This window comes from Planococcus lenghuensis, from assembly GCF_001999905.1.
Taxonomy (GTDB): domain Bacteria; phylum Bacillota; class Bacilli; order Bacillales_A; family Planococcaceae; genus Indiicoccus; species Indiicoccus lenghuensis.
In genome coordinates this window covers 1,397,870-1,412,259 of record NZ_CP019640.1, presented here as the reverse complement: position 1 = coordinate 1,412,259, position 14,390 = coordinate 1,397,870, and the positions used below count along the sequence as shown (strand labels likewise).

Here is a 14,390-nt window from a genome sequence, read left to right as displayed (position 1 = left end):
AAAGAGTTTACCATAGCCCCATGTAAAGGGACATGAGTTGGCTGCCCCAGAAGTAGACGATGACGGAGGCAAGTGCAATCCACGGACCGAACGGAATCGGTGTTTTGCGTCCTTGTTTTGTGACACGGAGCTGGATGATCCCTGCGACTGCTCCGATGAGCGATGCCAGAAACAGCGTCAGTAAGGTTCCGGCTGTACCAAGCACGAGGCCGATGACAAAGAATAATTTGATGTCACCACCACCCATGCCGCCTTTTGAAACGAGCGCAATAAGCATAAGTAAGCTGAATCCGACGAGGCCGCCGACGATTGAATCCCACCAAGGATTGAGCGGCACGAACAGACGGGCCACGAGCAGCACGGCACCAATCGGCAGCAATACTTTATCCGGAATGAGCATATAGGCAATGTCCGAGACCGTAATGATCACGAGCAGTGATAAGAATAAAACTGCTACGAAAAATTCCGGCGTCAGGCCGAACTGCAAATACGCGCCGGCAAACAATAGCGCCGTGACGAATTCCATGAACGGATATACCCAGCGGATGCGCTCGCCACACGACCGGCATTTCCCTCGCAGCACGAGAAACGACAAAACTGGCACAAGATCACCCGCGGTCAGCCGGCGGTCACACGTCGTGCAATGCGACGGCGGATACGCGATCGATTCCCCGACCGGAATCCGGAGGCCGGCCACATTATAGAATGACCCGAATACGAGACCAAACGCGAACACAAATAATGCAATAACGATTTCCATTCCACTCACACCTTTTTAAAAAAGACCGGCTTGCGCCGGTCTCATTCGTCTTCAGAATTCGTGTCACCATTGATAGGAAGCGGATTGACTTTTGCTGCGGGCACCGGTGCATCCACCCGTGGCGCTGTGTTTTCCAATGCAATCAGATCCGGCCGGTAAAACGCCGAGAAAGAAATCGACACTTCCATCGGTTCGTTCTCTGTTTCAGCAACCGTCATTTCCTCATATGAAGAAAACTCAATGGCATCCACGACCATGATCCGGTCCATTTTTTCAATTTCTGTGATGAAATCAGTGATGTTCTCATAATCTTCTGCCCGGAATGATACGTTCGTCGTAACCACTTCAATCTGCTCCACGCCTTCAACAGGTGCAGGCATTGTGAACGGACCTTGAGCAAACTCAACAGAGTTCACAAACGTACCGGACATGAATTCCGCTTCTTCAATCTGCAACAAAAGGCGATCTGCAAGCGGCTGGACCGGCACTTCCTGCTGCAGCATGCGAGCGCTGACCGGCTCGGCAATCGGCAAATTCATAAGTTGGTCTTCCAGCGCAATGACTACTTCCCGTTCAGATGAAACGATCAATTCTGCTTGTTCCCGAGCAGAATGGGCCGGCGCGTACATCTTGAAATAGGAATAAGCCGCAACAGCGAGAAGGAGAACAACTGCCAGGATGACCAGCGCCCGTTCTTTCTGGCGTTTCGTTAAATTACTCATCTGCCGGCACCTCCTCTGCTGGTGCTTGTTCTGCCAGAGCCGCTTCTGATGCCGGAACAGGTTCTACGGGAGCAGTGCCGTCAACCGGTACATCCGCTGTTGTTGCAGGTAGCGTTTCCCCTGCAACAGTTGCGGCGTCAGTAGCTGGAATCCGTTCATCAACGAACGTCATTTCGTAAGAAGCGACGTAGCGGGGGAGAATCATTGTATCTTCCTCGTCTACCTCTTCCTCCGCTTCTTCTGTTACCAGATCTTCTGTAGCCACTGACAGCAAGGACACATCACTCAAAAGCTCTGAATTTTTTAAGTGAGTCAAATAAAATGCAGCTTCCCGCGCATTATCGAATTGAACGTCGAGCTTTGCTGTGTTAGGACCTGTGTAAGTGAATGTCTGAAAGAACCCTCGAGCTGGCAGAAGTGAAGCAAGTTCCGTCAAAAGAGGGACAGTATCATATTGATAACTTTGTGCCCACGTAACGGTTGCTTGAAGTTCCTGTTCTTCACTTAACCCGGATCGCATCGCAATTTCATCCCGCAATTCGGTTTGGAGGGCAGCCAGTTCCTGGCTCTCGGCCAAAAGTAGCTGCTGCTGGTTTTCTTCTGATTTCGTCAGAAAGAAAAAGACAATCCATAAAAGAAGGGCCGCAAAAAGAAGCGCAATGACTGCGATGATGACAGTCGGATTATTTCGTTCCTTCTGCGGCAGCAGGTTAATATCGACGAGCATACACTACACCTCTTTCAGGGCCAATCCGATTGCGCGATTGAAGCGAGCCGGTACGGCTTGTTCTGTATCTGACGGAATCGGTTTTAAAACGATGGGCATGACCGGAACCGAGAATCGCTGTTCCATTAACTGCTGAAACGCTTGCCAATCCTCGAATTCACCGTTCGTGACGATTTTAGAAACGCCCATTTCACCATTTTGCATATTATAACGGTAGAAGTTCGCTATTTTTTCGGCTTCTGTATTGATCAGAGCCACTTTCTCCTGTTCGCCAGTAACCATTTCTTTACTGAAATCGACGTGACGCATGAATAATGGATAATGGCCATTAAAGATGGAAACGGTAACGGAATCCTTATACACATCAAGTAACATTACATGCTCATCAGCTGAGAAATCATGCTGCATGTAAGCGAGCCGATAAAGTGCGAGCGGTGAAATGTCTGCAACAAGCGGTTTCATCTTTGACTTTGATAACGAGTCTTCATATTGCTTCAAGACCGATTCTTTGGAAGCGATGATGATGGCTTCTGGCGATTCTCCGTCGGTCTTGTATGGAACGACATCAAATGCAGGATCATCAAACGGCAAATGCAGCGTCGATCCGATTTCAATAAAGAAGTAACCTTTCAGTTCGTCTGTCTGCACGTCGTGCGGATAAGGAACTTTGCGGATAACCACAAATTCGTCCGGCGCAAGAAACCGGACGAATTTTTTGGAGAGCTTCCACTGAACGACTGCCTCATCCAGCACCGACGCCAGCGCTTCCGGGTCAATCACTTTGCCATTCTCGATCGTACCGAGCGGCAACATGATTTCATCTGCAAAATCCAGCTGGAGCGGCGAAGCCGCTCTCAGCTCAACACAGCGAACTGCATCTTCTTCAATTGTCACCGTCATCACGCGGGTGCGTCGGTTTAGAAATGAGGGTGCGAGCTTCATGGAATCAACTCCAATTCTTTATCTTACTACTCCGATTGTATTCGCTGCACCTGCCACTCCACCAAATGTGGTTCCGTTTCCTTGTCCATTTGGCATAGCACCAATTTGATCAATCGTTGTAGCAGTGAAAGTTAATACTACATCCCCTAATGCAGTGTTTGTACCTGTAATAGTTTCAGCATCGTAATCAACAAATACGTTAGTAGCAGAAGCACCGTCAAAAGATCCTGCATCATCAATGTATCCACCAGCTTCGAGTTCGCCTAAAGTTACTCGAGTATCAGGAGTAGGGGTAGTGGGATCTACCGGTGTATCAGCCTCATAGAGATTTGCAGCATTAATTAAGTTAATTGCATCCGACTTAACTGCCCCCACTCGGCTATTCTCGATAATTCCTGCAATAGCTGGAATCGCGATTGCAGCGATGATAGCCAAAATAACAATAACGGCGAGAAGTTCGATCAGCGTGAGTCCACGCTCATCTTTCAGTTTCTTTTGAAGCAGTTTTTTCATTCTCTTTTCCTCCTTAAGTTTTCTAAAAATTTAGTACTCTTTGAGTACATTTTTATTATATCAATTGTCTTGATAAAAGCAATAGCTTTTTAGATATTTTTATTCACTTTTATAGAAAAATTTATTAATTTTATCCTACAACTTGTCCACGTTCTCGAACATCTCAAACATCGGCATCATGATAGCTAGTACAATGGTACCTACCAAAGCGGCCAAAATAACAATCATTAAGGGCTCGATCAGCGCCTTTAGACGATCGGTTTCCGCTTCGACTTCTTTCTCGTAGAAATCAGCAACTTTAGAGAGCATATGATCCAGCGCACCGGTTGATTCCCCAATCGCGATCATATGCGGAATAAGTGGTGGGAACGCCCAATGGTTCTTCATCGGTTCGGTCATAGAACCACCTTTATGAAGCGCTTCTCGGGATTCCCGAACGACTTTTGCCATCACTTCATTGCCGACCACTTTCTCAACCATCGTCATGGCTTGGAGAATCGGTACCGAACTTGAAAATAATGAGCTTAATGACCGGGTCATTCGCGCGAGCGCGGATTTCTTCAAGATCTTCCCGAATATAGGCAGTTTTAATAAAATAGTGTCAAGCGCCATACGTCCTTGTGGCGATCGTCGCGTTAGTGTCAGAACTATAGGAATAATGAGTGCGACAAGTACCAGCAGATACCAGTATTGCTGTACAACTTCACTCGCCCCCATGACAAATTGCGTCACGAGCGGCAATTCCCCGCCGAAATCATTAAACATATCGACGAACATCGGCACGATAGAAGTCAGCAGGTAGATCACAACACCAATGGCAAGAAAAGCAACGACAACCGGATACGTCAATGCGGAAATAACTTTCTGTCTCGTCTGGTACGCTTTCTCATAATGTACCGCCAGCCGATCAAGCGATTCGTCAATATTCCCTGTCATTTCTCCCGCACGGATGAGATTAATCGTGAGCGGTTCGAAAATCTTCGGATGTTTGGCAAATGCATCGGATAGTGAATTCCCTGTCCTTAGTTCATCTCCGACTTTATCCAATGCTTTAGCGAGCGCTTTTGACTCCACTTGCTGAGCCAGTATCTCGATAGCCGCGACAATCGTTACACCAGCCCTCATGAGCGTGGCGAACTGACGCAAAAACATAATGAACTGCTCGCGCTTTACAGGGGCACCGATTGAAATATCTTTTGTCAGCGTCGTTTCTTTCGCTTCCCGGATATCGGTGATGCGTACGCCTTGATCCCGCAGCATTTCCACCGCTTCTCGGCGGCTCTGAGCGGTTACTACGCCGCCCCTCACGCGTTTATGGTCACGCCCTTCATACTGAAAACGAGCCATGTTACTCCTCCTCTGTTAAAAAAGGCTGGGCTACTTGCTTACTGATGAGTCCTCGCGTTAACAGTTCCTGCACAGATGTTGACATCATGTGCATGCCCATTGCGCGGTTCGTCATGATGACGTTCGGAATCTGGTGTACTTTTTCTGTACGGATCAAGTTGCCGATCGCCGGGTTGTTGATCATGATCTCCGTTGCAGCTTTGCGTCCCTGCCCGTCAATTGTCGGCAGCAGTCGCTGGGAAATAACGGCTTTCAAAATACCGCCGAGTTGCGTCCGCACTTGAGACTGCTGTTCACCTGGAAATGCATCAATGATTCGTTCCACAGTCGAAGCGGCGCTCGATGTATGGAGTGTCGCCAGAACTAAGTGACCGGTTTCTGCAGCAGTGATCGCTGTCGAAATCGTTTCCAGATCGCGCATCTCCCCGACGAGCAGCACGTCCGGGTCTTGACGGAGGGCTGCACGCAATCCATTCGCAAACGTCTGCGTATCAAATCCGACTTCCCGCTGGTCAATGATGGATGAACCGTGATTATGCAAATACTCGATCGGATCTTCGAGCGTGATGATATGTTTCGATAAATTTTCGTTGATATGCCGGATCATCGCTGCGAGTGTCGTCGATTTCCCTGAGCCCGTCGGTCCGGTGACGAGGATCAGGCCCTGATGTGTTTCCGCCAATTTTTTCAGTACTTGCGGTACTTGGAGGTCGTCGACTGTCGGAATCTTCGTCGGAATCGTCCGGAAGGCGTGCGACATTGATCCGCGTTGCTGGAATGTGTTCACACGGAACCGGCCGACTCCGTCCAAGGAATAGGAATAGTCCATTTCGCCGCGCTCCACAAATCGATCCCACATTTTTGCCGGCAGTATTTGCCGGGCAATGACTTCTGAAACTTCCGGGGTGATTTTTTCTTCGCCATACCGCTTCAATTGACCATGCACACGGAAAATCGGCGGAACACCGACCGTTATGTGGACGTCCGATGAACCGAGTTTGTGCGCGGTGGTCAATATTTCATCTATATTAACTAGCGTCTGTACGTCCTCAGTCGGCAATTGCAACTCGAAGCACCTCTTCCGTCGTAGTGTGTCCTTGCTGTACTTTCATCAGTCCATCATCAATCAGGAAAACAGTGTTTTCCTGGACAGCGATGCGCCGGATATCTGCCGCAGACCCACCGGAATTGATGACCGTCTTCATTTCATCTGTAATAACGAGCACTTCATGAATCGCCATCCGGCCCTTGTAACCACTCATATTGCATTGCGGACAACCGGATCCGCGAGCGATTTCATGAATTTCCAGTCCGCGTTTCCGGAAAATTTCCTGTTCACGCATGGTCGGTTTATGTATCTCCCGGCAATCGCGGCATACCCGCCGGATGAGCCGCTGGGCAACGACCGCATTGAGTGATGCCGTGACGAGAAACGGTTCGACGCCCATGTCCATCAGTCGGGTAACGGATGCAATCGAGTCGTTTGTGTGAATGGTCGACAGAACGAGATGCCCTGTCAGTGAAGCCCGGATGGCGATTTCCACTGTTTCTTTATCCCGGATTTCCCCGACCATGACGATATCCGGATCTTGCCGGAGAATGGAACGCAATCCTGCTGCAAACGTCAGGCCGACGTTCGAATTTACCTGGATTTGATTGATGCCTTCCAATTGATACTCAACCGGATCTTCAACTGTAATGACGTTCACTTCTTCGCTATTAAGTTTACTGAGCGCTGCATAAAGCGTGGATGATTTCCCGGATCCGGTCGGCCCTGAAATAAGCACGATGCCGTTCGGCTTATCGATTTCCCGCATGAAGCGTTCCATATTGAGTTGCCCGAAACCAAGTTTGGCGATGTCGGTCAGATTGCTTCCGAGATCCAAAATCCGCATTACGATTTTCTCCCCGAAAACCGTCGGTAGCGTGGATACCCGGAGGTCGATCGGACGCAAATCCACTTGCGTTTTTATGCGCCCATCCTGCGGCACTCGGTGTTCAGTGATATCAAGATTCGCCATGATCTTGATCCGGGCGATCATCATGCCTTGCATGCTTTTCGGCAAAACCCGTTCATTGCGGAGTGTGCCATCAATCCGGTAGCGGACAACAATCCGGTTTTCCTGTGGATCGAGATGGACGTCACTCGCTTTTTGAGTCACTGCATTTGATAACAGCTGATTGACGAGCCGGACAACCGGCGCATCCATATCAAGCAATTCATCCGATTGATCTTCCTCATCCTGCTCCAGTCCATCAAGCAGATCATCAAAAGATTCTTCTTCATAGTATTTCGTGATGGTTTTTAAAATGTCATCTTTTGAAGCGATCGCCGGCTCTATTTTAAATCCTGTAATCAGCCGGAGATCATCAATTGCAATAACATCCATCGGATCCGCCATCCCGACGTACAGTTTGTTGCCTTCCACTTTTAAAGGGACAAGCAATTTCCGCTTCGCAAATTCTTTCGGCACGATATTGAATAGTCTCGCTTCAAACGGATAGCGGAACAGGGACACATGTGGAATGCCCAACTGCACTTCGAGTGTTTCGATCAATTGCTGCTCTGTGATGAACCCCCGTAAAAGGAGAGCATCACCTAGCTTCTGGTCAGTCGCTTTGTCGTCCAGTGTATCTTTCAGCTGCTGTTCTGTAAGGAGCCCTTGTTCAATCAGGATGTCGCCGAGTCTTCTCCGTGTTACAGCCATCCCCGATCACTTCCCTTCATTTCCCCGACCCGATCAGGTTACCGCCTTTATCATACGATTCATTTTCTGAATCCGTGCTGTCATCAGCTGAATCTCCCTGATCCGAGTCTGTGCTGTCTGTCTCTGAATCTTCTCCACCTTTATCAGTGGCAGTGCCATCAGTTGTTGTTCCGCCACCCGTTGTGGAAGTGCCGTCAGTTGTTGTTCCATCTGTCGTTGTTCCATCTGTGGTTCCGTCTGAAGACGTGCCATCAGTCGGTGTTCCATCGGTAGATGTCCCATCTGTTGTGCCGTCCGACGCAGTTCCGTCTGTTCCAGTTGATTCTGCCGCTTCTAATGGATACACTTCCACTTTATGTGTCGGTGGATAGAAGTCCGTTGAGACGACTGTCGTCTCAAGCACGTTGTCTTCATTATCGATGGCAAGGCGGTTAACAGTTGTCCGGAGACCATCCTCTCCTTCTTCCTTAACTTGTTTGCCTGAAGTGACAAGTGCGCTGTACTCTTTGATCGTACGCGGTTCGACGATTTCCGGCGCCTGTGCGTACACATCATAGGTGTACACAAACGGGTAGCCTGTTAATGCTACATACAGCGATTCAGCGGATTGATCAGCGTTCAATATAAATGAACTATCCGTCGTATTCGTGAAGGCAAAATCGATGCCCAGATCCTGGTCGATTGCCGCCTCGAAGCCAAGCGGGACCGTTTCCGGGATCTTCGTTCCGATCGACCGCTGTTCTACTGTAAAACTCGTCTGCAGCACCAGGTTATAAAGAGCCGATGCGACTTCAGTCAACGCTGCATCGCTGATGGAATCCAGGTTTCCGGCTTCAATGGATTCAAGAAGAGAAAACGTCTCGCCCGGTGCAAGCTCTATGCCGTCCAGTACTTGCGCGACCAGGGCGGCTTCCGGGCTCATCGCCGGGAAGATCGTTTCAGCTGTGATACCTTTGATAAAATCGGCCGCATCGGTGCTGATCGATACCCGGCGGTTACCGCTGCCAAGCGCATCAGCGAGCATGCTGTTAATGTTCGTGATATCTTCCGCACTGAATGTGACTGTCGGGAAATTCTGGGATAAAAATACCGCCGTCGCTTCTTCCGATAAACTCACATCCAATTTATTCCGTTCGCCGGTTTCAGCAGTCGCTACGCTTTCTTCTAATAGAAGCTCTGCGGCATCCATCGGATAATCCGCCACTGCATCCATGTATACGACTTGCAGGGTTGTACCGGACTGCCAACCGGCGAGTTGCTGCGTAAGGGCAATTTTCGCTTCCCTTTCACTGACATTCGATACATCGACAGAGCCGATTCTCGTGTTGCTGCCGAATTCCCGTTCAGGAAACAATAATTTATCGACTGCAAACGCACCGGCATTGGCAAGACCGAAAAACGCGAGTGCGGAAACTGCGATAACGGAAAACAATTGAAGAACAATTTTATTATTCACGGCCCTGCTCCTTTCCGATCGGTTCGATTGATGCCATACCGGTCGCTGATTCTGGTTGCTGATTGACACTTTTGATTTCAGGAAGCTTTCCCGGTTCCGCTTTTTCAAGCATCGGTTGCTTTACATCTAAATCTTCAGGCATATCAGCGAAAGCCGACACTGCCTGTTTTTCATCGTATTTCGCAAATCCGAAAGCACCGAGGAACGATACACATACAAGCAGCAACAGCACCAGATAGAACGGATAAAGCGTCTGGAGAGTAATACCGAGCAATGCCAGTACCGCTCCTGCAGTAATCAGTCCGAATTGCTTCATATCCCCCCGCTGTTTTGCAATCCAATACATGAACGGCAGCACCAGTAACGACAGTATGATGAACACCAGTAGTTTGATCATTTTGTCACTTCCCCATTCGCTAGCTATTTTCTCTCCCGATGTTCCGGTTTATTTAGTACAGAATCTTGATGTCGATACCTGGATCCAAGATGTTTGGAACAGCGACTTCAGTCGTTTCTGTCACAGAGTCCTTCAATGTAACTCCGCAGGCATTCAGGAAAGTTGTATAATCTTCAATCCTGACTACTGATTTCGAACGCTCCTCGACTTTATTGCCGGTCAGCACGAATTCTTTACGGGTCGCTCCATCGTTGTAACGAGTAAAGTAGATCAACTTCCCGCTATTGGTGAATTTGACTTCATTAGCCAATCGTTTCAAATGGTCGGGGTTGATCCGGTCAATATCGATACAGAAGTTCGAGTAATTATCGATTTCGATATTTTGCCCCCAGATGAGATCTCCTGGAGTCGCCTCTGTCAAACCAAGAACAAGGAAATTCGTATAGTAGAGATTCTGGATGTTGCTTCCAACATTTAGTTCTTTGACAATGATGGTCTGTTTCGAGTTATTCTTCCCTAGATTGATCAGGTTATTACCGGTAAGGAGCTCACCGTTGACGAGCAAATTAGCATTGATTAGATTATTCATGTTCTTAATGGCTTCTGCATCATCAGGATTGACAACAATCGTGATTCCTTTGAAATCCAGCGAGTTGCACTCAGTGGTACAGATGTTCTCAACAAAGTTATCCGTATACACTTTGAACAATTCAGGATCAAGGCCACCCGCTTCAATTTGAGTAATTAAATCCGCCAAGTCGGTACTGCCATCTAGCAGACATTCAAAAGGTGCGGAATATCCACTTGGATTCGCGATAATATCAGCCACCAATTGAGTGCACGAAATAGTCGGCTTCGACGTGCTGAAAACATCCTCATAAGTGACAGCTTCTTTATCCACAGGCACAACGGTTTCGATGATCAATGATTCACTTGGGTTCAGGAATGTATTTGGCACATCTATCTTGAATAGCGCATCCAGCGTTTTCGTAACACTTTTGGATGTCCCGGACATTCCCAGTTCCACTTCAATGAATCTGATTTTCTTATCCATTGTCGTGGCAAGTGATATATCTTCTTCTGCTGCGTTTAGTCGGGTGCCGGCTGCAGAAGTAATGGAGTAATTGATCTGGTCTGCGGAAAAAGGAATGACTTCTGTTCCTGAATTCGCTAATGTATCTAATGCTGCGATTTTGTCTTCAATCAGTTTGATGTAAAGCGTTCGCATTTTCTCGTCGATCTCTGCTTCCCGGAGCGGAATATCCGCCGGATCGTCGCATTTGGCCTCCCGAGCTTTAATACAGTCGATAAGAAGATTAATCTCTGTCTGTGTTTGAATGGCAATATCTTGCTTAATCAATTGCAGTTCCCGTTCAAAATCGGAACTGTAGAACCGGGCGCCCATTTCCGCTGAGGCGACTGATTGATTCGATGTATCAATCGTCTGCTCCTGCTTAGCATTAGTCAGTGACTTCATCATGAATGTCGCTGACATCGTGAGAAAAAGCACAACGATCAGCAGTACCACGAGAAGTGCATATCCTTGCTGATTCTTCAATAGCTTCATCTGTCCCGCTCCCTTCAATTCATACCCGTGAGGACCCGGGTCAGTGTAGTTTTTATGGAAAGCGTCCGCTTTGGATTCTGCAAGTCTGTGATGACCAATGTCAGGTCGGTGTGCGTCTTTTCAGGTTCGATGTTCGCAATGATGTCTGCTACACTGTCGTGCGAATCAACCGTCGTAGCATTAATGACTGTCCCTGTGAAATCGTACTCTTTATCAATCGTTTCCGTAGCGCAATTTCCAGGAGCTTTACACGAATCGACCTTAATCCTATTATTTTCAAATGTTACCGTGTATGTGCTGTTCAGGCGATGTGTATTCGAAAGGCTGGTAATGATTAAATTTGCATCTTGCTGAAGTTGTGTTTTTGTCGTCTCCATGTCGGTGTGTTTGAATCCGATCGATAAAGTGGTCCACGCTGTAACGGCGATCAACGCGACCAGCATCAGCGCTCCCAATAGTTCGACGAGTGTGATCCCTTTTTCATCCAGCTTCATTTCATCCACCACCCGCGCTTGCTACAGGGGCCGCTGGGACTGCTGTATAAGCCAAATAGGAAAAAGTTTCACTGCTTAAGCGGTAATTTCCACTTCCCGGTGTGCTTTCCTGCAGAACTTTCAAGTGAACCTTATAGAGCTTCTGCTTATCAGCAACTGAGCAGGTGCCGGCATCAGGGGCAGCAGCATCGGGGTTGACCGACTCAGGATTCAGAAATGGTTCACACTTCAAGTAAACATCAACCTCATACCGGTAATCGCCGTTTTTCTGATACCGAATGTAATCCGCAGTCTTGGATATCCAGGAATACCCGGCAGCACTCATCTCGCTGCTGATTTTCGTGTCCGTTAAATAGCTTGGGGCAGCGGCGAGCATGTCCTCAGCAGTCGGTTCAGCAGGAAGATCAAGCAATTGCTTTTCCCATTTTGTCCGCTCCGTCACATCTGCCATTTCCTGTCTGGCCAAGTTCATCGTACTCAGTTTCGCTTCGGTTTTTACATTAAAAAGAGTCATCTGCGGAAAGACCGACATGATTCCGACGAATAGAATCCCCAATATGACCAACGCCGCAAGAACTTCGATCAATGTCAGTCCATCCTGCTTGGCAATTAAGACTTTTTTCACTCTTATCACCCCGTCCTTTAGCTAATTCCGGCATATTACTTATTATTCCAAGACCGCATGTAATGTTATCTAAAAATTCACTTAAGAGAATTATCACATGTTGCCCGGGATTTTGCACTATTTTTTTGCGTAAAACCTGATTTTTTTACATAAAGTCACCAAAAAACCAGGCAGGACAAGGAAAATAGGCACGAGTTATGGAAGTTCGCTCTGCCGGAGGTCCTTAAACTCAGTCATGTACCGGCACTTGGAATCTTTTTTCGTCATTCGGGACTTTTTTATTTTATATAATCATTATTTCCTATACTAATTATCATAAAGAACTATAAATTGTTCTAGGATATTTTGACCTATTTTGGCGATTGAAGTAAAAAAAGAGACGATTGTCTCGTCTCTTCACATTTTCGCATAAGCTGCGACTTTATTGCGGCCGGCTTGTTTAGCTCCAATGTATAATGCCCGGTCGGCATTGCGGATCAGTCCCATGGCGTCGTCGCTGTCTTCCGGCGCGCTGGCGATGCCGATGCTCATGGTGATTTTCACTTTCTGCAAGGTCCGGCCCTCGTCGAGATCGGATTGGATTTCAAAATCATGGTCTTCGATCCGCTTCCGCAGTTTTTCGCCGAGCAAAAGCGCCAGCGTTTTACTGTAATCCGGCAAGGCGACGATGAATTCCTCTCCCCCGTAGCGGGCGATGATTCCGGCCTCTCCGACTTCTTCTTCAATCAGCCGGGCGACCCGGATCAGAACATCGTTGCCGCTTTGGTGCCCGTAACGGTCGTTGATGGATTTGAAGAAATCGATATCCATCATGATGAGGGACAGAGCGTCCATTTCGCCTTTATTCACCTGCTGCACGAGCGATTCGAGCCGGTCTTCAATATAGCGGTAATTATAGAGCTTTGTGAGTCCGCAGCGTTCACTGCGGGCAATCGCCGATTGAACGAGTCCCGCCCGCTCGAGTGAGACTGCGAAATACGAGCACAGCATCTCGAGGATCTTCAATTGATGATGGACAAAGACGTTTTTCTTACGGGCCGCCACAACGAGGATGCCTTCTGTGATTCCATTCCGGCTGATCGGGAGCGCCATCAGGCTTTCTGCGTCAGCCGCGATATGACCGAGTGTCAGCCATTCCCACTCTTCTCTGCTGTGGTAAATGACAGGTTTTTTTCGCGCAAGTACATGCCCGGCAACCCCTTCTGAGCGCTGGCAGATCGGGAATTCCTCATCCAGGAAGCGACTGTCCTGCCAGCGGCGGAGCATTGCAAAATCGCCTTGTTTGCGCCGGTGGTCGATCAGATACACATAGTCAACCGGCAATAACTCCGCAATGCGGACGACGAACAAATCGAGCACTTCGTTTGATGTCATGCTGCCGGCCAGCTGATGGCCGATTGTGACGGCGATCTTCAAATCACGGTTGATGCGTTCGGAATCCGAATACATGCGAAGAAAATAGGACACGATGATAAACGGCAGACCGAGCAGAAAGACGCCATATACGCCGACATGGGCTTCCACCAAGTACAGGATGAGGGTGAATGGAAAAATGGTGAGCATGATACAGAAATCCCAAATGGTATCAATCGTGATAAATTTCGTTTCTTCGTCAATGATCAGTGAATAAAAATACAGGATGAAATGGTTGGCCAAAAAATAGATGAGCTGAAACAAAAGCCCGTAAAAAAACACATGGCCCAATGCTTCACTTCCGATTTCACCGCCGTAGACAAAAAAGACCGTTCCGGCAATAATAGATACCGCAAAAAACATGAGGGAGTTGAACGGCAATCGCAAGTACACGGGTTCACTGCTGCGCGCCCGTAAAATGACGAATACGGCAGACAGCTGGATGACGATCATTTCCATGAATAAGCCATATTTCAGGAAAATGGCGAGCGTCGCCCATTGAACGATGAATATTGAATTGCCGTTGATCGTTAACGGAAACAGCATCATGAACACAGCGAACGCGGCGAACACAAGCAAATAAGAGAGGTCCATTTCGGCTGGCGGGCTTAGCCTGTACACCATGTAAAACCCCGATGGCACAAGTAACGTCCAGAGCGACCAGAGAATCACCGCCCGCTTTTTATAATCCACTGATGCTCACTCCCCCATTTCCTTGC

The 14,390-nt window shown here is 48.1% G+C and carries 14 protein-coding genes; all 14 read right to left on the bottom strand.

The window, feature by feature from the left end:
* Positions 1-7: 7 nt before the first annotated feature.
* A complete protein-coding gene (locus B0X71_RS07190) occupies positions 8-760 on the bottom strand; it encodes a prepilin peptidase (RefSeq protein ID WP_077588777.1) in 753 nt (250 codons plus the stop codon).
* A 41-nt stretch (positions 761-801) separates the two neighbouring features.
* Positions 802-1,482 (bottom strand): hypothetical protein, encoded by a 681-nt coding sequence (locus tag B0X71_RS07185; protein WP_077588776.1) that lies wholly within the window; start codon positions 1,480-1,482, stop codon positions 802-804.
* On the bottom strand, positions 1,475-2,209 hold the full coding sequence (locus B0X71_RS07180; RefSeq protein ID WP_077588775.1) for a PilN domain-containing protein: 735 nt from the start codon (positions 2,207-2,209) through the stop codon (positions 1,475-1,477). Before B0X71_RS07180 ends, B0X71_RS07185 begins: the two co-directional genes overlap by 8 nt.
* A 3-nt stretch (positions 2,210-2,212) precedes the next feature.
* On the bottom strand, positions 2,213-3,151 hold the full coding sequence (gene pilM, locus B0X71_RS07175) for a type IV pilus biogenesis protein PilM (protein ID WP_077588774.1): 939 nt from the start codon (positions 3,149-3,151) through the stop codon (positions 2,213-2,215).
* Positions 3,152-3,169: 18 nt separating this feature from the next.
* Positions 3,170-3,664, bottom strand: a complete 495-nt coding sequence (locus B0X71_RS07170; RefSeq protein ID WP_077588773.1) for a prepilin-type N-terminal cleavage/methylation domain-containing protein — start codon at positions 3,662-3,664, stop codon at positions 3,170-3,172.
* A gap of 135 nt (positions 3,665-3,799) precedes the next feature.
* Complete coding sequence (locus tag B0X71_RS07165) at positions 3,800-5,011, bottom strand: type II secretion system F family protein (protein WP_077588772.1); 1,212 nt, start codon at positions 5,009-5,011, stop codon at positions 3,800-3,802.
* A gap of 1 nt (position 5,012) precedes the next feature.
* The gene (locus B0X71_RS07160; protein WP_232336806.1) at positions 5,013-6,077 is read right to left on the bottom strand and encodes a type IV pilus twitching motility protein PilT; all 1,065 of its coding nucleotides are present in this window, start codon (positions 6,075-6,077) and stop codon (positions 5,013-5,015) included.
* Positions 6,061-7,719 carry a GspE/PulE family protein gene (locus B0X71_RS07155; RefSeq protein WP_077588771.1) on the bottom strand — a complete coding sequence of 553 codons (1,659 nt, stop codon included), beginning with the start codon at positions 7,717-7,719 and terminating at the stop codon, positions 6,061-6,063. The genes B0X71_RS07160 and B0X71_RS07155 overlap by 17 nt, the downstream gene beginning before the upstream one ends.
* Before the next feature lie 16 nt (positions 7,720-7,735).
* Entirely contained in the window at positions 7,736-9,175 is a 1,440-nt protein-coding gene (locus B0X71_RS07150; protein WP_077588770.1) for a VanW family protein, read from the bottom strand.
* Complete coding sequence (locus B0X71_RS07145; protein WP_077588769.1) at positions 9,168-9,572, bottom strand: hypothetical protein; 405 nt, start codon at positions 9,570-9,572, stop codon at positions 9,168-9,170. Before B0X71_RS07145 ends, B0X71_RS07150 begins: the two co-directional genes overlap by 8 nt.
* A gap of 52 nt (positions 9,573-9,624) precedes the next feature.
* A complete protein-coding gene (locus tag B0X71_RS07140; protein ID WP_077588768.1) occupies positions 9,625-11,139 on the bottom strand; it encodes a hypothetical protein in 1,515 nt (504 codons plus the stop codon).
* 14 nt (positions 11,140-11,153) lie between these two features.
* Entirely contained in the window at positions 11,154-11,633 is a 480-nt protein-coding gene (locus B0X71_RS07135; protein WP_077588767.1) for a hypothetical protein, read from the bottom strand.
* A gap of 1 nt (position 11,634) precedes the next feature.
* On the bottom strand, positions 11,635-12,258 hold the full coding sequence (locus tag B0X71_RS07130; protein WP_198038699.1) for a type IV pilus modification PilV family protein: 624 nt from the start codon (positions 12,256-12,258) through the stop codon (positions 11,635-11,637).
* A gap of 396 nt (positions 12,259-12,654) precedes the next feature.
* Positions 12,655-14,364, bottom strand: coding sequence for a GGDEF domain-containing protein (locus B0X71_RS07125; protein ID WP_077588765.1), 1,710 nt, complete (start codon positions 14,362-14,364; stop codon positions 12,655-12,657).
* Between the last annotated feature and the right edge of the window lie 26 nt (positions 14,365-14,390).

Bases quoted from the DNA above. Each gene is read 5' to 3' on its own strand.
- B0X71_RS07190 (WP_077588777.1), bottom strand. From the start codon at position 760: ATGGAAATCGTTATTGCATTATTTGTGTTCGCGTTTGGTCTCGTATTC.
- B0X71_RS07185 (WP_077588776.1), bottom strand. From the start codon at position 1,482: ATGAGTAATTTAACGAAACGCCAGAAAGAACGGGCGCTGGTCATCCTG.
- B0X71_RS07180 (WP_077588775.1), bottom strand. From the start codon at position 2,209: ATGCTCGTCGATATTAACCTGCTGCCGCAGAAGGAACGAAATAATCCG.
- pilM (WP_077588774.1), bottom strand. From the start codon at position 3,151: ATGAAGCTCGCACCCTCATTTCTAAACCGACGCACCCGCGTGATGACG.
- B0X71_RS07170 (WP_077588773.1), bottom strand. From the start codon at position 3,664: ATGAAAAAACTGCTTCAAAAGAAACTGAAAGATGAGCGTGGACTCACG.
- B0X71_RS07165 (WP_077588772.1), bottom strand. From the start codon at position 5,011: ATGGCTCGTTTTCAGTATGAAGGGCGTGACCATAAACGCGTGAGGGGC.
- B0X71_RS07155 (WP_077588771.1), bottom strand. From the start codon at position 7,719: ATGGCTGTAACACGGAGAAGACTCGGCGACATCCTGATTGAACAAGGG.
- B0X71_RS07145 (WP_077588769.1), bottom strand. From the start codon at position 9,572: ATGATCAAACTACTGGTGTTCATCATACTGTCGTTACTGGTGCTGCCG.
- B0X71_RS07140 (WP_077588768.1), bottom strand. From the start codon at position 11,139: ATGAAGCTATTGAAGAATCAGCAAGGATATGCACTTCTCGTGGTACTG.
- B0X71_RS07135 (WP_077588767.1), bottom strand. From the start codon at position 11,633: ATGAAGCTGGATGAAAAAGGGATCACACTCGTCGAACTATTGGGAGCG.